This is a genomic window from Bacillus nitratireducens (assembly GCF_036320425.1).
GTDB lineage: Bacteria > Bacillota > Bacilli > Bacillales > Bacillaceae_G > Bacillus_A > Bacillus_A nitratireducens.
Genome location: NZ_JAUMJO010000003.1, coordinates 419,608 through 441,815, shown reverse-complemented (window position 1 = coordinate 441,815; position 22,208 = coordinate 419,608). Strand labels below are relative to the sequence as shown.

The following is a 22,208-nucleotide window of genomic DNA, read 5'->3' as shown; positions in this document are numbered from 1 at the left end:
CTAGCTTTTTACGTGTTTTAAATATCCTCTTTGCGCAATCATAAAGTAAATCGCAGAAGCTAAAATATAAGCCCCTATTACAATTGCACCTGATTTCCATAAATCGATATAAAGCATTTTCCCTAACGTATGAAGAGCAAATGCACTATGAATTGTACCGATTAAAATTGGGATAAAAAAGATAACACCCATTTGTCGAATTGCAATTTTACGAATTTCTTTATCTGTCATACCGATTCTCTTTAATGATTTAAATTGAATACGATCTTGTTCTTTATCATTAAACCATTTAAAGTATGTCATGCTACAAGCGAAGAAGAAGAACAGTACTGCTACGAAGAAACCGATGAACATTGTAATTGCTCCGGATTCTCTTATATCTTTATAAGCAAACACTGAATTTTTCAGTTCTCCTTGCCTTTCCTGCGCAATTTCCTTTTTCAAATCTAGCACAAGATTCTCGGTACTTTTCCAATCTTCAATATAATACCCATAATATTTCGTCTTTTCTTCATCTGGTACGAGCTTAGCATATTTCTCAAAATCTTGATCATTCACAATAAGATATTCGTCATCATTAAAAACAGAATATGAAGTTGGTTCATTTAACTGAACAGACTGTTTTTGCCCATTAATTGTAATTTCATATGGCTTCGTACGATCTATCTTCACTAGATCATTTGTCATATCACTCATGATCATCGTCGCACTACCTGGTGCATTATGAACTTCTCTAACTTCTTCCCTTTTTTGTTTACGTACTTCCGCATTATATTCTTTCTCTGCAATAATCGCTGTTGGCACTTCATGTTCACTGTTAAAAAACGTCATTTTCTGTGTTGCCGGTAGTTTTACGTAGGTTATTTTTCGCGCATCTTCAAATCCGTTCTTTTTTAATAATCCCTGTACTTTTTCCTCGTCAATAATGATATGCGTATTTATACCCTTTTCCTCATATGAAATAGCATGTGGCGTAAGATCTATCGTTTTCGCACTCATATTTTCAAAATATACATAAAGTGTACCGACTGCTGAAGAAACAACTGCTGTAATGATAGAAATGACAAATAGAAAACGAGCATTATCTTTCATTTTATAAATAAGATTGCTAAGTACAAACATATTTGGATACGTATAAAAAGATTGTTTTCTTTTTTGCAATGCTTTTAATACGACTGTACTACCTTGCGTAAATAGTAAATACGTTCCGCCAATCGTCAGTCCTACAATTGGTAAGAAATACATAATAAAATTCATAATTGTTACTTGGAAACAAAGTATATACGCCGCAATAATGCAGCCTATACCAACTACACCTAACCATGTAAATGCAAACGGCTCTACTTTTTGTTTTCTTGCTTCTCTTAATAAATCAATAATTTGCAAGCGCCCTACTGTCCAAACACTAAACAACGATAGAATTAAAAACAGGATAAAGTATACACCAGCTGTAATAAGAACTACTTTTCCATTCCACACAAGCGGCAATGTTTTATCAACTTTTAGTAAGACACTGAGTGCTTGGAAAAATAGTTTTGAGCAAAGCATTCCAATCCCGATACCTACTACAATTGCAATACTACCTAACATAAGTTGTTCTAATATAATCATTCGGCCGAGCTGAGATTTCGTTCCGCCTATTAATGTTAATAAACCGAATTCTTTTTTTCTTGCTCGTAAAAATGTTGAATTTGCATATAAAATAAAGAGTGCTGAGAAGATGACTACAATATAATTCATCGATTCTAGCCCTTTTGAGATCATATCCCTCATACTAATATTACCGCTTACGACATCTGGATGATAAATGAAGGAAGCATACATGAAAAATACGACAATCGATAAACAGCTACTAATAAGGAAAGCTTTATAATTACGCCAATTTCCTTTTACGTTATTAAGCGCGAGCTGGCGAAAGTTCATGATATTCTCCTCCTAGCATCGCAAGTACGTCCAGAATTTCTTGGAAAAAGGCTTGTTTCGTTCTTCCTTTATGTATTTCTGAGAAAATTTCTCCATCGCGAATGAAAAGAATACGTTCGCAATAACTAGCCGCTACTGGATCATGCGTTACCATTGCAATTGTCACTTTCTTTTGCTCATGTAAGTCTTGCAACGCACCCATTAATGATTTTGCTGACTTCGAATCTAAATTACCAGTCGGCTCATCTGCTAAAATTAGCGTAGGTTCATGAATGATTGCTCTCGCTGCTGCTGCACGTTGTTGTTGTCCGCCTGACACTTCATATACTTTTTTATTTAAAATTTCTTCGATGTTTAAAAACTTCGCAATTTCAAGTACTTTCGCATCAATTTCTTTTACAGACTTCTTCGCCATTACAAGCGGTAAAATGATATTTTCTTTAATCGATAACGTATCAAGTAAGTTAAAATCCTGGAAGATGAATCCTAAATGTGTACGACGAAACTCCGCTAATTTTGCAGCACGCATTTGATTAATTTCTTCACCATTTACAAGCACATGACCTGAAGTTTGCTTATCAATTGTTGCTAATAAATTTAAAAGCGTTGTTTTTCCGCTTCCTGAAGGACCCATAATTCCTACAAATTCGCCTTCTTCAATTTTAAAATTTATATCATGTAAAGCAGTCGTCGCTACTGAGCCTTTTGATTGGTACACCTTTGTTAATCCCTTTACTTCAAGAACACTCATTTCTAATCCCCCTATGTGTTTTCTTCTTACATTTACTATAAGAAAAATAAGAAAAAGAAACGAGTGATTTCCCTTACAAAACGTTTTGTTATCTTACAGTTTTGTCATTTTTCTCATTAATGTATGATATTCTTCATCTTTTGCAAATTGGAACGTGAATGTCGTTCCTTCCCCTTCAGCCGATTGCACATAAATACCGTGATGTAAATTATCGCAAATTTCTTTCGTAATATATAAACCCATCCCAGTTGCTTCTCTCGTTTTACGGCCATTTATTCCCGTAAAGAATGGATCAAATATACGCTTTACATCTTGCTCTGGAATACCAATTCCATTGTCCTTAATATGTAATAACACTTTTTGGTCTTTCTCTTCAATTTGAAATTGAATTTCTTTTTTCTCTGCTTCTGAAATTTTCGTATACTTAATTGCATTTACGACAATTTGTCCTATAGCAATACTCAGCCATTTTCTATCAGATGCAACCATACAAGTATCTTCATCAAACATTACTTTCGGAAATACAGACGATTGAATGAAGGATTTTCGATTTTCATTAATAATACCTCGAATGATATCTACTACATTTACTACTTCTACTTTATAATCTTTCGCAAATTGCTCTAACCTTGCCATATGTAACGCTAAATCTAAACCATTTAGTATACGATTATTTTCTTCGCGAATACTTTCAACTGTTGCTCTTGCTTCACGATGCTCCTTACCAAACTTCTGTAATAGCAATTCTATAACCGATACTGGTGTTTTCATTTGATGAATCCATTGGTTCATAAATATCATTTGCTGTTGTTCTTTCGCATGTTGTTTATGAACTTCATTCATATATTGCTGTCTCAATAGAGTAAACGATTCAACAATCATCTCTTGCTCTGACGTATAAGAAGTATCAATAAGTAGTGAGTCATGTAATGTATTTCCGCCAGTAACATACTTTTCGATCCTCTTTAAAAACACACTCCGTTTTCGGTAATCGTAAATGAGGTATACAGTAAATACAACTGTCCCTAATAAGAGTCCATATAACCACGTACTCCAGTCAATTGATTTTTTGTCCAAAAGATTTTGCAACTGCAAAACGAGCCCAAATAAACAAAGACTAACAATATAAGAAAGAATTAAAGAAAAGCGGTCCATGAGGTAATTTTTAACCTTCATGCCCTTCTCCCCACTCTGTAAGAAGCGCATAACCATATCCGCGTTTCGTTACAATTGCATTTTTAATGCCTAGCTCCTCTAGTTTCTTCCTTACGCGTTTTACATTTACGGTTAATGTATTATCATCAACAAAAGCTACCTCATCCCACAGGGCTTCTAACAGTTCTTCGCGCGTGACATATTGATTTGCTTGTTTCATTAAACACTCTAATAAGTAAAATTCATTTTTTGTCAGCTCCGTTTGTTGCCCCTGCCACTCAACAATGTGTTGGGACGGAAATAACAACAGTCCATTTACACCTAAACAATCACTCTCAGCAACAGAGGCATACTCACCATAGCCACGGCGAAGTGCACTTTTCACCTTTGCCATTACGATATCTAAATGGAACGGCTTCGTAATGTAATCATCCCCGCCATTCTCGATCGCCATTACTTGATCCATTTCCCCTGTTCTTGCAGAAACAAAAATAATTGGTGCATTCGATACACTGCGGATTTGACGACACCAATAAAAACCATCAAAATATGGCAAATTAATATCCAGTAATACGAGATGAGGATTTACTTTCACGAACTCATCTTTTATATGACGTAAATCACTTGCTCTAAATGATTGATAGCCATACCTTTCTAAATGCTCCTCTAGTATTCCCGCGATTTTTTCATCGTCTTCTACAATTAATATTTTATACATGTTCATTTTCTCCCCATAAAAAATTCTTCCAAAACCACTCCTTGTTCTATTATAAATTGAAAATTTAATTAGTGGGTATTTTTTCCTATATGAATCAGACATTTACGATATAAAGTGAAACTTTAACCAGCCCTCTCCAATCTGGCGTTTACGGGCAGTAAGGCTCCCACCTAACTTCTTTGCTCCAGCTGAATTTTGAAATGGGAGTTTTACTGCCCACAAATAGCGGGATAAAAAAAAGACCGCCATATTTCGGCAGTCTTAATCGATAAATTCAAATTGATATTCAAGAATTTTTACAATATCTCCGTCTACTGCACCACGTGCACGAAGGGCTTCATCAATACCCATTCCACGCATTTGACGAGCAAATCGGCGTACAGATTCATCACGTGAGAAGTCTGTCATTTTGAATGTTTTCTCAATATCATAACCAGAAATAACAAATGTGCCATCACTTTCGCGTGTAATTTCAAAATTAGATTCAGATTCAAATTTGTACATTACACTTGCTTCAGATTCTTCTACATCATCGTACATTGGGAATTCTGGTGTTGTTTCTAATAAGTTCGCTACTTCAAATAGTAAGTCACGAACACCTTGTTTCGTTACAGCTGAGACTGGGAAAATTTTCACTTCGTCTCCCAATTTTTCTTTAAATGCTTGTAAGTTTTCTTCTGCACCTGGCATATCCATTTTGTTTGCAACAACAACTTGTGGACGCTCAGTTAAACGCATATTGTATTCTTTTAGTTCACTATTGATTGTTACATAATCTTCATATGGCTCACGGCCTTCTAAACCAGACATATCGATAACGTGCACGATTACACGTGTACGCTCAATATGACGTAAGAATTGGTGTCCAAGTCCGACGCCGGCATGTGCGCCTTCAATTAGTCCAGGAAGGTCAGCCATAACGAAGCTGCGGTTATCACCAGTTTCAACAACACCAAGATTTGGAACGATTGTTGTAAAGTGATACTCTGCAATTTTCGGACGCGCTGATGATACAACAGATAATAATGTAGATTTACCTACACTCGGGAATCCAACAAGTCCAACATCTGCTAGTACTTTAAGTTCTAGCGTGACATCACGTTCTTGACCTGGTTCCCCGTTCTCAGCGATTTCTGGCGCTGGGTTCGTCGGTGTTGCGAAACGTGAGTTACCACGGCCACCGCGGCCACCTTTTGCGATTACAGCTGTTTGTTCATGCGTTACTAAATCGGCAAGAATTTCACCTGTTTTTTCATCTTTTACTATTGTTCCCGGTGGAACCTTTACGATTAAATCTTCAGATTTACGACCGTGCTGACCTTTACTCATTCCGTGCTGACCACGATCAGCTTTGAAATGACGTTGGTAGCGGAAGTCCATTAATGTACGTAAGCCTTCCTCAACAACAAAAACAACATCTGCACCTTTACCACCGTCGCCACCTGCTGGGCCACCTTTAGGTACATACTTCTCACGACGATACGCAACCATTCCGTTACCACCGTCGCCGCCTTTTACATATATCTTGACCTGATCTACAAACATTATTTCACCACACTTTTTTCGATTGGTTGTAATATAACTGAGACTTCTTCGTCTCGTACTGTATAAGAAATGGAATACCATTTATTGTTTTGGTTCGCAAGCCAATTCTGTAGTTCTTCTACACTCGTTAGCTTACCACGAAAATCAAAAAAGAAACGAGCATTCTCCGCGTCACATTCAATTGTGATACAAACATAATTTTCAACATATACGTCTAAACTATGCTGAAGCATTGAGAAAAATTGATTCGTCCATGTACATACAATCTCATCTAAGTGAGATAAGTTATGTAATTTCCCTAATACTTCGTACTCCAATAAGCACGGCTGCTGTTTCCAATTATATGTTAAAATCCACTCTGAAAATAAAGGCATTGATAGCCCTATCAGATTGGATTCTTGTCTCGCTTCTTGGACAAAACGATCGATGAGACTATGAATCTCTTCCACTTTTCCAAGGGAAAGGTTTCCTTTCACCATCTGCATACGATTGAGCCAATCATGTCTTGAATGACGCAACGCATCTATAATTGTCCATTTTTCATTCATTTAGATACCCCTTAATATAGAAAAACTCTAACCTGCACTCAGGTTAGAGTTTTCCGTGAGTTCTTATGCTTCTTGAGCAACAGGATATACGCTCACTTGTTTGCGGTCACGGCCAAGACGCTCAAAGCGTACTACGCCGTCAACTTTCGCGTATAAAGTGTCATCGCCACCACGACCAACGTTAACACCTGGATAAATTTTTGTACCGCGTTGACGGTAAAGAATTGAACCACCTGAAACCGTTTGACCATCTGCGCGTTTAGCACCAAGACGTTTTGACTGAGAGTCACGACCGTTCTTTGTACTACCTACACCTTTCTTAGATGCGAAAAACTGAAGATCTAATCTTAACATACGTTACACCTCCTGCACTTTTTCTATTAAACGGATATACTTTCCGTAATCAAGTTCGATCGTCTTAAGCGAAACAACCAATCCTTCTAAAAGCGTTTGTGCTTTTTCTGCTGCATGAACGTCTAAATCATTAGGCAATTCATACGTTAAGAATCCGCCATCACTTCCGAGTTCAATAGTTGCTTGCACATTACAAAGCTCTTCCACTGCATTTATAGAACCAAACACAACCGCTGTAGTTCCAGCACAGACAAGGTCTTGTCCATGTGGCGCATAATCGGCATGTCCAGTCATTTTAAATGATTGGATACTTCCTAATTTCGTGCGACTTATCGTAATTTTAATCATGTTAACCTGAATTAAGCGTTGATAGCTTCAACAACTAGCTTAGTGTAAGGTTGACGATGACCTTGTTTCTTACGATTGTTCTTTTTCGCTTTGTATTTGAAAACGATGATTTTCTTAGCGCGACCTTGTTTTTCAACTTTAGCAGTCACTGTTGCGCCTTCTACAACTGGGCTACCAACTTTAACGTTTTCGCCACCAACGAAAAGAACTTTGTCAAAAGTAACAGTTTCACCAGCTTCAACATCTAATTTTTCAATGTAGATTGCTTGACCAGCTTCAACTTTAATTTGTTTTCCACCTGTTTCGATAATTGCGTACATACTTGCACCTCCTCTTAATTACTAAGACTCGCCAAAAACGAGGTAGACATACATGTCTTTAGGGAACCTGTTTTGTGCGGTTGTAGCATATAGCCGTTTAGGTGCTATAAACTATAACATAAAGATGTTACCATAATTCATTGACTATTGTCAATGAAAGTTCTACTAACTATTTTTTCCGTTCTACAATTTCTTTCTTACTTCCAAATCGGATAATAGCGTACTTTTCGATAATATCATCTTTGAAATAAATTTCAAATGGAAGATTTTTTTGTAATTCTTTTTGTAGGAAATGCTTTTGCAAAATTTTCGGTGCAGCGATCAATACTGCTTCATCTTCTATATTGCCATATGTAATTAGTTCTCTCTCTAACTCATACGCAATTGTTTCATAAGACATGACATATCCCGTCGCTTTACAAGGTACACATTCTTCTAATACTACGTCACGTAAAGAATGTTTCTTACGTTTACGCGTCATCTCTAAAATTCCTAATTCCGTAAATCCGAGTACTCTCGTATATGTACGATCATCTTGTAAAGCTAACATTAAACTCTCTCTTACCTTCTCTTTATCTTCTCGTCTTTTCATATTAATAAAATCAATTAATATCATACCGCCAATATCACGCAGTCTTAATTGACGAGCAATCTCTTCAGCAGCCGCTTCATTTGTGCGAAGTACAGTATCTTGTAAATTTTGTTTTCCAGTAAATTTACCTGTATTCACATCAATTACAGTCATCGTCTCCATTTGTTCTACAATTAGATACGCACCATTTGGTAGCCACACAATTTTTTGAAGTGCTTTCTCGATTTCACGCTCTATTCCAAAATGGTTAAACATCGAAGATTTTTCATTGTAAAAGGATACTCTTTCTTCCCCTACTTTTTCTTCTAATTCTTTTACTACACTTCTCGTATCTACAACTACTTTTTCAATCGTTTCAATTGGGTTCTCCTGAAATACACGATCTAAAAACGTCGCTGGTCGATGAAGTAGTAACGGCGCCTTTCCTTGCTCTTCTTTTCTTTTTAATTCTTCATATAACTGCTGCAACCCTTGCATTTCAGCTTGTATCTCATCAATTGTTCCTTTTTCAGAAGCAGAACGGAAAATGTATCCACCCGTACCTTTCACTGCAATTTCGAGTAACTGTTGTCTTCTTTTGTTATTTTTTATTTTCCGAGAAACAGCGCGCATTTCATCATACGGCATGTAAACAACATATTTTCCGGTAAATTCTATATTCGCCGTTAATTTTGGCCCTTTCGTATCAATTGCTTCTTTCACAACTTGTACAAGTATCGCCTGTCCTTCATGTATGCGATATGAAGATGGTACATCATCGTATGAAAGATATGCATGTTTTTCTAATCCGATATTTACAAAGGCTGCGTTCATTCCAGCAATTGTTCTTACGATACGCCCAACATAAATATGCCCGACAATCTCTTGCTCTTCATTCCTTTTCCATAAAAGCTCGACAATTTTTTGTTTCTCTTCTATCGCAACACGCTTTTCCGAACCAGTGTAGTTTATATATAACGTCTTCAAAATTCTTTCCTCACTTTTCATTTCTTTTCCTTACAATATAAAGTGAAACTTTAATCAGTAGGGGTTTTGTTCATCCCCCACTGATTATTAGTTGAACCAATCGGGCGTTTACGGGGTAAAAGGTTAGTGTCGTCGTCAACACTAACCAATTAATTCTTCAACAGATGAGGTTGTTCGTTTTTCAGCAAAATACGCATAGAGCAATTCATTTTCGTCCAATGTGTAATGCTCTTTATATTTTCCATGGACGATAATAGAGTGTTTATATCCTCTACGAAATTTTGTGAAAATCGTATACAAGCGATCTTCTGTTTGCACCTCAATAGGTGCGATCTTTTCAATATCTCTTTTATTCCCATAATAACGTTCTAATAAAAAACGCATAAATGCGTACCTTCTTTGTTTCCATTCTTGATACAAAGAAATCGCTAGAAAAACGAGTAATACCCACATCATAATGTTATTACTATTCCAAAGTAACTGCCATCCTAATATTACACTAAAAAAAACACATGACAATTTCATCATCTTTTCATGTGCTTGTAAATATGGAAAACGATATGATAATACATTAAATAATACTTTTCCGCCATCAAGTGGCCAAATAGGCAATAAATTAAATCCTAAGATAATGACATTATTCCATACAAAGAAATGGTACAAATCATCAGTTACCCAGCCCGCTTGATGCAAAATATAGGCGACCGCAATCATCCATATATGCTGAATCGGTCCCGCCATAACGACAATCAATTCTTCTTTTAATGATTTATTCCCATGTTCCTCCATCTCAGCTACGCCACCAAACGGCAAAAGCTGAATTTGTTTAATACGCCAATTATAATATGCAGCTGCAAAAGCATGCCCCAGTTCATGAACTAAAACGATACAAAATAGTAATAGTAACTCTTTAAAACGTGCTGTAAAAATACCAATAACGATAATAACCCAAAACAATGGATGCACTGTAATTTTCGTTAAAACATCTCTATATTTAATCAAATGAAATCACCTGAATAGGATCAATAAATTTTTCATTCTTTTTCATTGCGAAATAAAATTTACCGTTTTTATTATTTTCGTCACTATTCACCGTTCCGATTTTTTGTTCTTTCGAAACGTAATCATACAACTTCACTGACATATCGTTTAAATTTCCATACCAAGACTCCGTGCCATCAGCGTGTTGAATTTGAACTGTATTTCCAAGTTCCTCTTTCTTGCCCGCAAAAACAACTACACCTTCATTTACTGACTCAACCGTTGCATTTGTAGCCGTTTGTACAAATACACCTTGGCCATTTTTTTGAAACCCTTGCATCACTTTTCCAGAGGCAGGAATCGCATAATCCTTTTGCTGAATAGCCTTTTCTTTTTTCTCATTTGGAGAAAAGAAAACGAGAGGTTTTCCAAACTGCTTTTCATACCATTTTGATATAGTAGCAAATTGAAATTCTTCTTGCATAACTTTTTCTGTGACAGCTCTAGTACCATCAAAAGAAGAAGGTGCATTCTTAAATAAAATAGCAACTGAGAGAACTAATATTACTGATAACAAAACTTTGAAGAGAAAAACTTCTTTTCGAAATAGAGGGTGAATTTCCTTCTCTCCTTCTTCAATAAATACCGTGTCACTATCAAAGTCCCCTCCAGCAAAATACTGATCTTCCTCCATCCTTTCTTGCTCTTCTTTCCTTTTCGCAATCCGCTTTTTAATTTCTTCCACACGTCTATTCTTCATACTGTCTCCTTTCTTTAGTGAGCCTTATTCAAATAGAAACAGTTATATACAGTTTGTACATATGTATGAGTTATAGAAGAAAGATATTCATGCGAAGAAAAAAGAAAGCACTCCGCATTTATGCGAAGTGCTTTTAACGAATTCCAAAGAAATTTTTCATCTTTGTAAATACCGATACTTTTTCTTGTTCAAATGCTTGTAATGGCACATTCTCACCTAACAAACGTCTTGCAATGTTGCGATAAGCTATTGCTGCTTTTCCGCTCGGTTGCAACGCTACAGGTTCGCCTGTATTCGTAGCACGAATAACTTCATCATCATCTTCGACAACACCGAGAAGCTCGATTGACAATGTACGTACGATTTCATCAACATCTAACATATCCTGTTCATGAAGCATATGACTACGCACACGGTTAATGACAAGTTTCGGTGGTTCAATATCCTCTTTCTCTAAAAGCCCGATAATACGATCTGCATCACGCATTGAGGATACCTCTGGTGTTGTTACAACGATTGCTTTATCCGCACCTGCTACAGCATTTTTAAATCCCTGCTCAATCCCCGCAGGACAATCAATTAATATGTAATCATAATCTTGACGTAATACTTGTATTAATTCATCCATTTGTTCAGGTGTTACCGCTGATTTATCGCTCGTTTGTGCTGCAGGTAATAAATAAAGATCATCAAAACGCTTATCTTTAATAAGAGCCTGAGGTAAACGACAACGCCCTTCAACGACATCAACAAGATCAAATACAATACGATTTTCCAGCCCCATTACAACGTCTAAATTGCGTAAACCGATATCTGTATCAATTAAGCACACTTTCTTTCCAGATAACGCAAGGGCTGTACCAATGTTCGCAGACGTTGTAGTTTTACCTACGCCGCCTTTTCCAGATGTAATTACTATTGCCTCTCCCACAGCTATACAATTCCCCTTTCTAACTTTGTTAAATTAGGTCTAAGATGAGTGAGAAGTTGCAGGCGATCGACAACAATGTGATTGTTCTCATTAATATACGCACATTCGGCCGCCTCCGCTCCGTCCTCTTTCTCTTCCGGAGCCCGCATTGTCACATCACTAATTCGGAGTTGCATAGGGTTCATAATAGATGCAGCAATCACAGCTTCTGAATCTCCATCATACCCCGCATGTGCAATCCCTCTTAATGATCCCACGACAAAAATATTCCCCCCAGCGATAACCGTTCCGCCTGGATTAACATCTCCAATTAATAATAAATTTCCTTTTACATGTAACACTTGTCCAGAGCGAACAATTTTGGAAATAGGGACAATTTCTGTTTCTTCTTTCCAAGCTATTGCTTCTGCTTTTGTTATAACATCACTATCAATTGATTCCACAACAAGGTTCTTCTTATTGCGAATTAACGTACGAATCTCTTCTTGTTGTACTTCTGTTAAATAACGATTTCCTACTTTAACACGCACTTCAATCAAAGAACGTCCGTCACCATCATAGTAATGCGTAGAAAGCTTTTCATCCAATTCTTTTAATAGTTCAGAGAATGAACAGCAATCATCTAAATGAAGTGTTATTCCATCTTTTGTCCCTTTTATCGTTACATTTTGTTGCTTTTTTTCTTCCACTAAAGTTCACCCCACCGATTCAATTCGACATAAAATTAGAAAATCCTTTTTTCTTTTTCTTCCATCGCTTTTGAAAGACGCACTAAATATCGTCTCAGTGGGAAACAAACTATCAATAAGAAAATTCCATTTAGCAATAAAGTAGCAAGGAGACGATCGGTGAAAAAGACATACGCCGACATGTGAGTACGCCCTAACAAAGTTAAAAATCCATACACATAATACTCTAATGCTGCAATGCTAGCTAATACGATAGAAACAACAATAAATAAATTCAATTGCAATACCTTCATCGCACTATAAACTAAATATGTCAAAATTGGATAAGCAAATATATATATACCAACAAGTTCTGTGTATACGGTATCAAATAAGAAACCAAATAATAGTCCGTAGTAAATTCCTTGAACCAGACCATAGTACACTGTAATAAAACATAACACAATTATAAAGAAATGCGGTGCTGCTATACTGTCTTTCCAAAAGACGTCTGTTGGAACAACAGTAGAGAACATATTTTCAAATAAAAAAACAAAAAGGAGCAAAAGAGGAAGAGCTGCTCTTTTTAAAACCTTCATCATCTCTTCTTCCCCTCCTATTCTAACGGCGCCGAAGGCGTGTCACGTTTGACAACCGTAATATGCTCTACGTCATTTAAATCAGCAGCAGGTTTTACATAAGCTGTTTTTGTTAAACCGTATGGATCAGGCTGAACATCAACGATTTTTCCGATTACAAGACCTTTCGGGAAAATATCACCAAGTCCAGATGTTACAACTAATTGATCTTTTGCTACTGGCGCATCAGAGCCAATCTTTGTGAAAAGAAGTAAGTGCTTTTCTTTGTCGTAACCTTCAATCAATCCAAAGATTTTCTCATCACCTTGTACGATAGCAGAAACACGATTTGTTCGGCTCATAGAGCTTAGTAACTCTACTGATGATGTAAACTGAGATACACTTTTCACTCGTCCAACTAAACCTTGTGAAGTTATTACAGCCATATCTTTTTTAATTCCTTGCTGTGCCCCTTTATCAATTCCAACTAGATCGTACCATTTGTCGGGATTACGAGAAACAACAGTAGCTGGAATTTCAGTATAACCGCTATTTAACGCTGCTTTACCAGTTAACTCTTGTAGTTTCTTTTTATCATCTTCTAATTGTTTTACTTTTCCTGATAGTTCTGCATAATTATCTAATTTTGCTTTTAATTCTTTATTCTCTTCATACGTGCGCTTTACATCTTCCACATTTTCAAAGAATCCAGCTACGTATTTCGCTGGCTTTTGGAATACACGCTCTACAACACCGACAGTATCTTTAACAAACTGCTCTGGCCATGTCAAACTATTCCGTTCTTTCAATGAGATTCCAATCAATGCCACGAGAAGAATAATACTAACTAACAAAACAATTAATCTTTTGTTTAAGAAAAACTGTGGCACGTTCACACCCTCTTAATTTTACTGATTTTTATTTTGCAATATTATCGAGCAGCGGTTTTGAAAAGATCGATATTGTCTAATGCTTTACCCGTTCCAATTGCTACGCAATCTAATGGGTCTTCTGCAACAAGAACTGGCATATTTGTTTCTTCACTAATAACTTTATCTAAGTTACGTAGTAATGCCCCGCCACCTGTTAATACGATACCACGGTCCATGATGTCTGCCGCTAATTCAGGTGGAGTTTTCTCTAACGTATTTTTAACAGATTCTACAATTGCATCTACTGTATCTTTTAATGCATCTGCAATTTCTTCTGGTTGAATTAGTACTGTTTTTGGTAAACCACTTACTAAATCACGACCGCGAATTTCCATAGGCTCGATACCTTCTGGCTCGCCTGCAGAACCGATTTCTAATTTTAATGCTTCAGCTGTTCTTTCACCAATCATTAAGTTATAGCTTTTCTTAATGTACTGAATGATTGAATCGTCCATATCATCACCAGCAACACGAACTGATTGACTTGTTACAATACCACCTAAAGAAATGATTGCAACTTCTGTTGTACCGCCACCAATATCAACAACCATACTACCAGTTGGTTCCCAAACAGGTAAGTTCGCACCAATTGCTGCTGCAAATGGTTCTTCAATTGGATAAGCGTCACGAGCACCCGCTTGACGAGTCGCATCGATTACTGCACGTCTTTCTACAGCTGTAATACCAGACGGTACACATACCATTACGTAAGGCTTACGTGAGAAGAATCCATTTGATTTTTGAGCTTGTTGAATGTAATATTTCATCATTGTTGCTGTCGTTTCGTAATCAGCAATTACACCGTCTTTCATCGGGCGAAGTGCCACAACGTTTCCTGGTGTACGACCAATCATTTGTTTTGCATCGCTACCTACAGCAACGATTTGTTTCGTATCAGTTTGTAACGCTACTACTGAAGGTTCACGTAAAACTACACCTTTTCCTTTTACATATACAAGCGTGTTCGCAGTTCCTAAATCTATTCCAAGATCGCGAGTAAAGCCACCAAATCCAAACATATTATTTATCTTCCTTTCTTGTTTTCACGGACTCATTTTTTCTTACTTTATATGATAAAAACAGTACGTTTTTTTATATCTGTATCCTTTTTGTAGATAAATTTCTACAAAAAACTCATAAATCACATTATAAAACAAAATAAGTAAAAAGCATAGTCTTAAATATGACCTTTTTCCTTTAAACTCACGAATTTATGGTCGCCTATTATAATATGATCGAGCACTTCAATTCCGATAATCTGGCCGCATTCTACTAAACGTTTTGTTACTTCAATATCTTCTCGGCTCGGCGCCGGATCTCCTGAGGGATGGTTATGAAGACATATTATAGAGGCTGCTGCACGACGAAATGCTTCTTTAAAAACTTCCCTCGGATGCACAATCGACGTATTTAAACTTCCAATAAAAATTGTTTGTCTATGTATAACTTGATTTTTCGTATTCAAATATAAACACACAAAATGCTCCTGCTGTAAAAAACGCATCTCTTCCATCATATAACTCGCACAATCTTCCGGGCTTCGAATGCTATATCTATTTCGATATTCTAAACGAACCATTCTTCTCCCTAATTCAAAAGCAGCCATAAGTTGCGATGCTTTTGCAATCCCAACACCATGAATGCTTATCAGCTCTTCTAATGTTGCGTCTTTCAACATTCGTAAACCATCAAAATGGTGTAAAATTTTATCTGATAACGTTAAAACTGTATCTTCTTTAGAACCTGTTCTGAGTAACACTGCAAGAAGCTCTCGATTCGATAAACTTCCAGTTCCCTCCAACAATAAACGCTCCCGTGGCTGTTCCTCTTTCACAACATCACGAATCCCGTTCATTTCTTCACCTCTTTTTTATTAGCTCTCTCAAAGAAAACCCCATGCAATTTTTACGCATGGGTTACATCGCTACCAAACTGTTTTAATTCACGAACAAGACGTGCAATTGGCAAGCCTACTACACTATAATAATCCCCTTGAATGTGCTGAACAAAAATAGATCCTTTCCCTTGGATCCCATAACTTCCTGCTTTATCAAGTGGTTCCTTCGATGCAACGTATGCGTCAATTTCATCTTCTGTTAATTCCCAAAACGTCACTTCTGTACGCTCATAAAAAGTTACCGTTTTCTCTTTTGATATAATCGCAACACCAGTATATACTTCATGTGTTTTCCCTGATAATAATTGTAACATTTCTTTCGCCTCAGCCTCATTAGACGGCTTTCCAAGAATACGTGACTCATATGTAACAATTGTATCTGCACCTAACACAATATCATCACTATAATTTTCTGCTACGGCAGATGCTTTTTGTAAAGCAAGCGACATAACAATATCAGAAGGTGATGAATATGCACCAATCGTCTCATCTACTTCACTAACAACAACTTCAAATGGCACATCAGCTAATTCAAGCAGTTCCTTCCTCCGAGGTGATCCTGAAGCTAAAATAATTTTTTTCATGTTTTCTCCTTCCTTTCTCATATGAAGCAGAACAATTCCTATCAATCGTATCAAAAGAATAGTTTCCCCACAAATTAGAGAAATATCATTTTCTCTAAACAAAACAACATTTTTTTAATACGATTATACTCCGCCCACAAAGAAAGCACTTTGCTCTAGATTCAAAAGAAAAGAAAGAAGTATAAATACTTCTTTCTCCTTCATCTTATTATCATTTCACTTTTTGTGAAACTATTTTTTCATATGAAAGTAAACCGTCAATAATAACTTGATTTAATTTAGCTACAGATTCCTTATCACTCTTCCCTTCCTTAATTGTTTGCACAGCTACTGACGTGTACGTATAAAGCTTCTTCGCATCTTCACGCTTCATACTTTGCCCTTCTTTTTCAAGCGCTTTCCACTCTTTTGTGATTGCTTCTATATCTTTTGGGTTACTCTTTCCACTAGTTTGCACACCGAAAACGTATTTTTCAAAATGAGTATACAATGGCTGTACCTTCGCTAAAAACCCACCCACTTCTTTATCATTTTTGAGTAATGCCTTATCTGTAATATCCCAATTTTTTTTCAAAACTGAAACACCATCTTGCTTATACTGGCCTATTAATTGATTCACAGCTTGTTCATCACTTGCAACACCAACAACTAACGCATACTTATCACCACTCGGTTTCAAAGCAGCGACGCCCCCATTACTTTTCCACTCTTCAATAGCTGCCTGTCCCTTTTCTTCAGAGGAATATAGCCCTCCTTGAACGAAAAATAGTTTCATCGGTTCTAATGCAGCTCCTACCTGTGCTTTTTGTTTTTCCTCCTTTGGTGGTACTGTTTGTTCTACCGTTCCGTTCACCTTTTGTTCCTCATTGCCTGTCTGCTTCGAAGCCGTTACCGTACCTTCCCCTGTTGTCCCTTGTCCAGTTAATAAATGAATTATCCCCATCCCAAATACAGTACCGATAATAATTGCAGTTGCAACGATTGCGATTATTGTAGTACTCCATTTCTTTCGGTATTGTGCCATAGACGATGTCTTTTCTTTTTTAAAAGGTACAACGTTTTGCGGTCTTTCACTTTCGACTACCATCCATTCAAACTCATCTTTCTTCTTTTCTTCATACTTCGCTTCTGTTCCATTTACTTTCACCGAGATCGTTCGTGATTGCTTGTCCATACACTCACACCTCACCTCTTATCGTTGTCCGCATCATATCATATTCATTTCACAAAAAAACGAGATATTTGTCAGAGGAATTCGCCAAATTATCCTATATAATTATCTTATATGTATGCATTTGACTGCATTTGTAGAACAAAAAACTAGATAGCAAATACTATCTAGTTTTTTTCGCAAATATATTTTCGAACTTCGGAAATGAAATATAGAGAACCTGTTATGATGAAAACATCATTTTCTCCTATCATTTCAATCTTCGTATCAATTGCCTCTTTCCAATCTTCAAAAATTAATTTTGATTCTTTTTGTGAATACGATGCAAGTTTGTCAGCAGAAATAGCACGATCAAAGGCGAATGTTGTAAAAATAATTTCATCGGCAATGGCTTCTAATTGCCCTACCATGTTATGTAACTGTTTGTCACCAAGAGCAGTAAATAAAACTACTACATTTTTATCTTTGTAATGTGCCTCTACTGTTTTCACAAGACTTTCAATACCCTCTGGATTATGAGCGCCGTCTATTATAATATCTGGATTACTTTGTAACTTTTCAAATCGACCAATCCAGTATGCTTCTTGTAATCCAACTTTCATTTCCTCTTCATTAATTAAAAATGATAAATATGTTTTTAAATACATTACAGCCATAAGCGCTACTGTAGCATTGCCTACTTGATGAATACCTTTCATCGAAATCCGAACATCTTCAAATGAGGCGAATGGACAAGCAAAATCAAAATGTTCCCCATCTTCATTAGAATGTTTATGTAGTGATGTAAACTGTTTACCAAGTTCATATACGTTTGCATGATTTTCCTTCGCAACCTTTTGAATGACTTGCAATGCTTCCTCATCTTGTACACCAGTAATTACTGGAACACCTGATTTAATAATCCCTGCCTTTTCATATGCAATTTCTCCTAGTGTATTCCCTAAAATATGCATATGATCGTGACCGATATTCGTAATAATCGTGAGAACAGGATGAATAACATTTGTAGAATCAAACCTTCCCCCAAGCCCTGTTTCAAATAAAACAACATCACAGAAATTAACTTTACCGAAATAACAAATTGCCATAACAGTAATAATTTCAAACTCAGTCGCTTCTCCTAAATCCGTCTCGTCTAGTTTTTCAACGACTGGCTTTACCATCTTTACAAGTTCAATAATCTCTTCATCTGCAATTGGTGTTCCATTCACACTAATACGTTCATTAAATGTTTCAATATACGGAGAAGTAAACGTTCCTACTTTATATTTCGCGCCTTCTAACATGTTGCGCATATATGTTAAAGTTGAACCTTTTCCATTTGTACCAGCAAGATGAACACATTTTATATGGCGCTCTGGATTTCCGAGCTCTTCTAACATCCATTGCATTCTTTCTAGTCCTGGCTTTATCCCGAATTTCAATCGGCTATGAATCCATCCTATCGCTTCTTCATATGTATGTATCACGTATGTTATTCCCCTTTCAAAAGACAACCTTCATACTTCTATTATACGCAAAGAAAAGAGACTCACCAATATAGTGAGTCTCTGAAAAAATATTTTATTTCTCAAGATCTGCTAGACGTTGACGAACTGCTTCACGTTTTTCTAGGTAATCTTGCTCTTTCGCACGCTCTCCGTCAATAACTGCTGCAGGAGCTTTCGCTACGAAACCTTGGTTTGAAAGTTTCTTCTGTACACGTTCTACTTCTTTGTCGAACTTCTCAAATTCTTTCTCAAGACGCGCTCTCTCTTCATCAAGATTGATAAGATCAGCTAACGGTAAGAATAACTCTGCACCTGATACGATTGCAGTCATTGCTTTTTCTGGCGCTTGTAAATCCGTTTGAATTATTAATTCGCTTGGGTTACAGAAACGCTCAATGTAAGAGCTGTTTTTTGTAAGTTGAGCAAGTACAGCCTCATCTTTTGCTTTAATTTGCATTTGAACTTTTTTGCTCATTGGCGTATTAACTTCTGCACGGATGTTACGAACAGAGCGAATGATATCAACTAGAAGGTGCATTTCTGCCGCAGCTTCTGTATCTTGTAAATCTTCGCGAACTGTTGGCCATGCTGCTACTGTAATAGATTCGCCTTCATGCGGTAAATGTTGCCAAATCTTCTCTGTTACGAATGGCATGAATGGGTGTAATAGACGCATTGTTTGGTCTAATACGTAAGCTAAAATAGAACGAGTTGTTTTCTTAGCTGCTTCATCTTCACCATATAGTGGAAGTTTCGCCATTTCAATGTACCAGTCACAGAAATCGTCCCAAATGAAGTTGTATAATGAACGACCAGCTTCACCAAACTCATATTTATCCATGTTACGCGTTACGCTTTCGATTGTTTCGTTTAAGCGAGTTAAAATCCACTTATCCGCAACTGATTTTTCACCAGTTAAATCGATTTCTTCATACTTCATATCATCCATGTTCATTAATACGAAACGTGATGCGTTCCAAATTTTATTAATGAAGTTCCAAGTAGATTCTACTTTCTCCATGCTGAAGCGTAAATCTTGACCTGGTGCACTTCCTGTTGATAAGAAATAACGCATTGCATCTGCACCGTACTTCTCGATAACATCCATAGGATCAATACCGTTGCCAAGAGATTTACTCATTTTACGTCCTTGCTCATCACGAACTAAACCGTGAATTAATACATCTTTAAATGGACGCTCTCCTGTAAACTCTAAACCTTGGAAAATCATACGAGATACCCAGAAGAAGATAATATCGTAACCAGTTACTAGTGCATCTGTTGAATAGTAACGTTTAAAGTCTGCTGAATCTTCATCCGGCCAGCCAAGTGTTGAGAACGGCCATAACGCTGAACTGAACCATGTATCAAGTACATCGTTATCTTGATTCCAGTTTTCAATATCTGCTGGTGCATCTGTACCTACGTATACTTCACCAGTTTCTTTATGATACCAAGCTGGAATACGGTGTCCCCACCATAATTGACGAGAAATACACCAGTCGTGAATGTTTTCCATCCAGCGTAAGTATGTGTTTTCAAAACGTTCTGGTACGAACGTTACTTTTTCTTCTTCTTTCTGTTGAAGCTCTACTGCTTTTTCAGCAAGTGGAGCCATTTTTACGAACCATTGTGTTGATAAGTAAGGCTCAACAACTGCACCACTACGCTCACTATGACCTACTGAGTGCATATGAGGCTCGATTTCTACTAATACGCCAGCTTCTTGTAAGTCTTTCACTAATGCTTTACGGCATTCGAAACGATCCATGCCGTTATACTTACCAGCTTTTTCGTTCATCGATCCATCTTCGTTCATTACTAAGATACGTGGTAAGTCATGACGGTTACCTACTTCAAAGTCATTCGGGTCATGAGCTGGTGTAATTTTTACAACGCCTGTTCCGAAATCTTTTTCTACGTACTCATCAGCGATAATCGGAATCTCACGGCCTACGATTGGAAGTGTAACTGTTTTACCGATTAAGTGTTTGTAACGATCATCTTCTGGATGAACTGCTACTGCTGTATCACCAAGCATCGTTTCTGGACGAGTAGTTGCAAGACGAATATGCCCTGAACCGTCTGTTAACGGATAGTTCATATGGTAGAATGCACCTTGAACTTCTTTATGAATTACTTCAATATCAGAAAGAGCCGTGCGTGTTGCTGGATCCCAGTTGATAATATATTCACCGCGGTAAATTAAGCCTTTTTCGTATAATTGAACGAATACTTTATTAACCGCATCAGATAAACCTTCATCTAATGTGAAACGTTCACGAGAATAGTCTAGTCCTAAACCAACTTTCCCCCATTGTTGACGAATGTGAGAAGCGTACTCTTCTTTCCATTCCCAAGCTTTTTCAAGGAATTTCTCACGGCCAAGATCGTAACGTGAAATACCTTCTTCACGAAGTTTCCCTTCTACTTTCGCTTGTGTTGCGATACCAGCATGGTCCATTCCTGGAAGCCACAGTACATCGTAACCTTGCATACGCTTCGTACGAGTTAAAATATCTTGAAGAGTTGTATCCCAAGCATGACCTAAGTGTAACTTACCAGTTACGTTCGGAGGTGGAATTACAATTGTATACGGTTGTTTCTTCTCGTCTCCTGTTGCTTCGAAATATTTGCCTTCAAGCCACCATTGGTAAAGGCCTTCTTCAACGGACATATGATCATATTTAGTTGGTAAATTCTTTTCCGTGTTTGACATTATTTTCCCTCCTTAAAATAAAAAATGCCCCTCATCCAAAAAAGGACGAGGGACATCGCGGTACCACCTTTATTTACAAACAAATTCAGAATTTGCTTATACTCTTAATTTGATAACGGACAAATCCGTCTTTTCCTAATGAGAACTATTCCGTTCAGAAAAGATGCTCCAGGGCTACCTTCTAACATAACTATCTAGAGAATCTCCCAGCTAATGATTCTCCTCTCTGAAGACGTTTCATGTCATACTCTTCCCCTTCAATGCATTTATATGATTG

Annotated in this window: 22 protein-coding genes and 2 other annotated features; all 22 genes read right to left on the bottom strand. The window is 37.0% G+C overall.

The genetic code is table 11. The features are described 5' to 3' along the window. The 22 genes from Q3V31_RS14225 to Q3V31_RS14120 all read right to left on the bottom strand — a co-directional run bounded on the left by Q3V31_RS14225 (window position 1) and on the right by Q3V31_RS14120 (window position 21,931). On the bottom strand, window positions 1-1,923 hold the full coding sequence (locus Q3V31_RS14225; RefSeq protein WP_001011394.1) for an ABC transporter permease: 1,923 nt from the start codon (window positions 1,921-1,923) through the stop codon (window positions 1-3). Then, window positions 1,898-2,674: an ABC transporter ATP-binding protein gene (locus Q3V31_RS14220; RefSeq protein WP_000114521.1), complete on the bottom strand. Its 777-nt coding sequence runs from the start codon at window positions 2,672-2,674 to the stop codon at window positions 1,898-1,900. Before Q3V31_RS14220 ends, Q3V31_RS14225 begins: the two co-directional genes overlap by 26 nt. Before the next feature lie 93 nt (window positions 2,675-2,767). Then, window positions 2,768-3,850, bottom strand: a complete 1,083-nt coding sequence (locus Q3V31_RS14215) for a HAMP domain-containing histidine kinase (protein WP_000865397.1) — start codon at window positions 3,848-3,850, stop codon at window positions 2,768-2,770. Continuing rightward, the gene (locus Q3V31_RS14210) at window positions 3,840-4,547 is read right to left on the bottom strand and encodes a response regulator transcription factor (RefSeq protein WP_000276713.1); all 708 of its coding nucleotides are present in this window, start codon (window positions 4,545-4,547) and stop codon (window positions 3,840-3,842) included. Before Q3V31_RS14210 ends, Q3V31_RS14215 begins: the two co-directional genes overlap by 11 nt. Before the next feature lie 261 nt (window positions 4,548-4,808). Continuing rightward, window positions 4,809-6,092, bottom strand: coding sequence for a GTPase ObgE (obgE, locus tag Q3V31_RS14205; RefSeq protein ID WP_000497118.1), 1,284 nt, complete (start codon window positions 6,090-6,092; stop codon window positions 4,809-4,811). Further along, complete coding sequence (locus Q3V31_RS14200) at window positions 6,092-6,640, bottom strand: sporulation initiation phosphotransferase B (protein WP_001003577.1); 549 nt, start codon at window positions 6,638-6,640, stop codon at window positions 6,092-6,094. Before Q3V31_RS14200 ends, obgE begins: the two co-directional genes overlap by 1 nt. A 63-nt stretch (window positions 6,641-6,703) precedes the next feature. Then, a complete protein-coding gene (gene rpmA / locus Q3V31_RS14195) occupies window positions 6,704-6,994 on the bottom strand; it encodes a 50S ribosomal protein L27 (protein ID WP_000944957.1) in 291 nt (96 codons plus the stop codon). Between the two features lie 3 nt (window positions 6,995-6,997). Next, window positions 6,998-7,342, bottom strand: coding sequence for a ribosomal-processing cysteine protease Prp (locus Q3V31_RS14190; RefSeq protein ID WP_001973720.1), 345 nt, complete (start codon window positions 7,340-7,342; stop codon window positions 6,998-7,000). Window positions 7,343-7,353: 11 nt separating this feature from the next. Then, window positions 7,354-7,662 (bottom strand): 50S ribosomal protein L21, encoded by a 309-nt coding sequence (gene rplU / locus Q3V31_RS14185; protein ID WP_000270907.1) that lies wholly within the window; start codon window positions 7,660-7,662, stop codon window positions 7,354-7,356. Window positions 7,663-7,676: 14 nt separating this feature from the next. Next, window positions 7,677-7,754 (bottom strand) — a sequence feature (ribosomal protein L21 leader region). 77 nt (window positions 7,755-7,831) lie between these two features. Further along, a complete protein-coding gene (locus Q3V31_RS14180) occupies window positions 7,832-9,241 on the bottom strand; it encodes an Rne/Rng family ribonuclease (protein ID WP_329765470.1) in 1,410 nt (469 codons plus the stop codon). 120 nt (window positions 9,242-9,361) lie between these two features. Next, complete coding sequence (locus tag Q3V31_RS14175; RefSeq protein WP_000599065.1) at window positions 9,362-10,222, bottom strand: M50 family metallopeptidase; 861 nt, start codon at window positions 10,220-10,222, stop codon at window positions 9,362-9,364. Beyond that, window positions 10,215-10,961 carry a M23 family metallopeptidase gene (locus Q3V31_RS14170; protein WP_000797479.1) on the bottom strand — a complete coding sequence of 249 codons (747 nt, stop codon included), beginning with the start codon at window positions 10,959-10,961 and terminating at the stop codon, window positions 10,215-10,217. The genes Q3V31_RS14175 and Q3V31_RS14170 overlap by 8 nt, the downstream gene beginning before the upstream one ends. Before the next feature lie 133 nt (window positions 10,962-11,094). Further along, a complete protein-coding gene (minD, locus tag Q3V31_RS14165) occupies window positions 11,095-11,892 on the bottom strand; it encodes a septum site-determining protein MinD (RefSeq protein ID WP_000503308.1) in 798 nt (265 codons plus the stop codon). A 2-nt stretch (window positions 11,893-11,894) separates the two neighbouring features. Continuing rightward, a complete protein-coding gene (gene minC / locus Q3V31_RS14160; RefSeq protein WP_000391519.1) occupies window positions 11,895-12,581 on the bottom strand; it encodes a septum site-determining protein MinC in 687 nt (228 codons plus the stop codon). 35 nt (window positions 12,582-12,616) lie between these two features. Continuing rightward, window positions 12,617-13,162, bottom strand: coding sequence for a rod shape-determining protein MreD (mreD, locus tag Q3V31_RS14155; protein WP_000978711.1), 546 nt, complete (start codon window positions 13,160-13,162; stop codon window positions 12,617-12,619). 14 nt (window positions 13,163-13,176) lie between these two features. Further along, window positions 13,177-14,028, bottom strand: coding sequence for a rod shape-determining protein MreC (gene mreC / locus Q3V31_RS14150; protein ID WP_001135478.1), 852 nt, complete (start codon window positions 14,026-14,028; stop codon window positions 13,177-13,179). A gap of 41 nt (window positions 14,029-14,069) precedes the next feature. After that, window positions 14,070-15,089, bottom strand: coding sequence for a cell shape-determining protein MreB (mreB, locus tag Q3V31_RS14145; RefSeq protein ID WP_000466737.1), 1,020 nt, complete (start codon window positions 15,087-15,089; stop codon window positions 14,070-14,072). A gap of 158 nt (window positions 15,090-15,247) precedes the next feature. Beyond that, the gene (gene radC / locus Q3V31_RS14140) at window positions 15,248-15,925 is read right to left on the bottom strand and encodes a DNA repair protein RadC (RefSeq protein ID WP_001013387.1); all 678 of its coding nucleotides are present in this window, start codon (window positions 15,923-15,925) and stop codon (window positions 15,248-15,250) included. 50 nt (window positions 15,926-15,975) lie between these two features. Continuing rightward, on the bottom strand, window positions 15,976-16,551 hold the full coding sequence (locus Q3V31_RS14135) for a Maf family protein (protein ID WP_000720484.1): 576 nt from the start codon (window positions 16,549-16,551) through the stop codon (window positions 15,976-15,978). A gap of 211 nt (window positions 16,552-16,762) precedes the next feature. Beyond that, window positions 16,763-17,725 (bottom strand): hypothetical protein, encoded by a 963-nt coding sequence (locus Q3V31_RS14130; protein ID WP_000361025.1) that lies wholly within the window; start codon window positions 17,723-17,725, stop codon window positions 16,763-16,765. 164 nt (window positions 17,726-17,889) lie between these two features. Further along, window positions 17,890-19,191, bottom strand: a complete 1,302-nt coding sequence (locus Q3V31_RS14125) for a bifunctional folylpolyglutamate synthase/dihydrofolate synthase (protein WP_000582042.1) — start codon at window positions 19,189-19,191, stop codon at window positions 17,890-17,892. A 94-nt stretch (window positions 19,192-19,285) separates the two neighbouring features. After that, a complete protein-coding gene (locus Q3V31_RS14120) occupies window positions 19,286-21,931 on the bottom strand; it encodes a valine--tRNA ligase (protein ID WP_000072220.1) in 2,646 nt (881 codons plus the stop codon). Window positions 21,932-21,969: 38 nt separating this feature from the next. Then, window positions 21,970-22,201 (bottom strand) — a binding site (T-box leader). Window positions 22,202-22,208 lie beyond the last annotated feature (7 nt).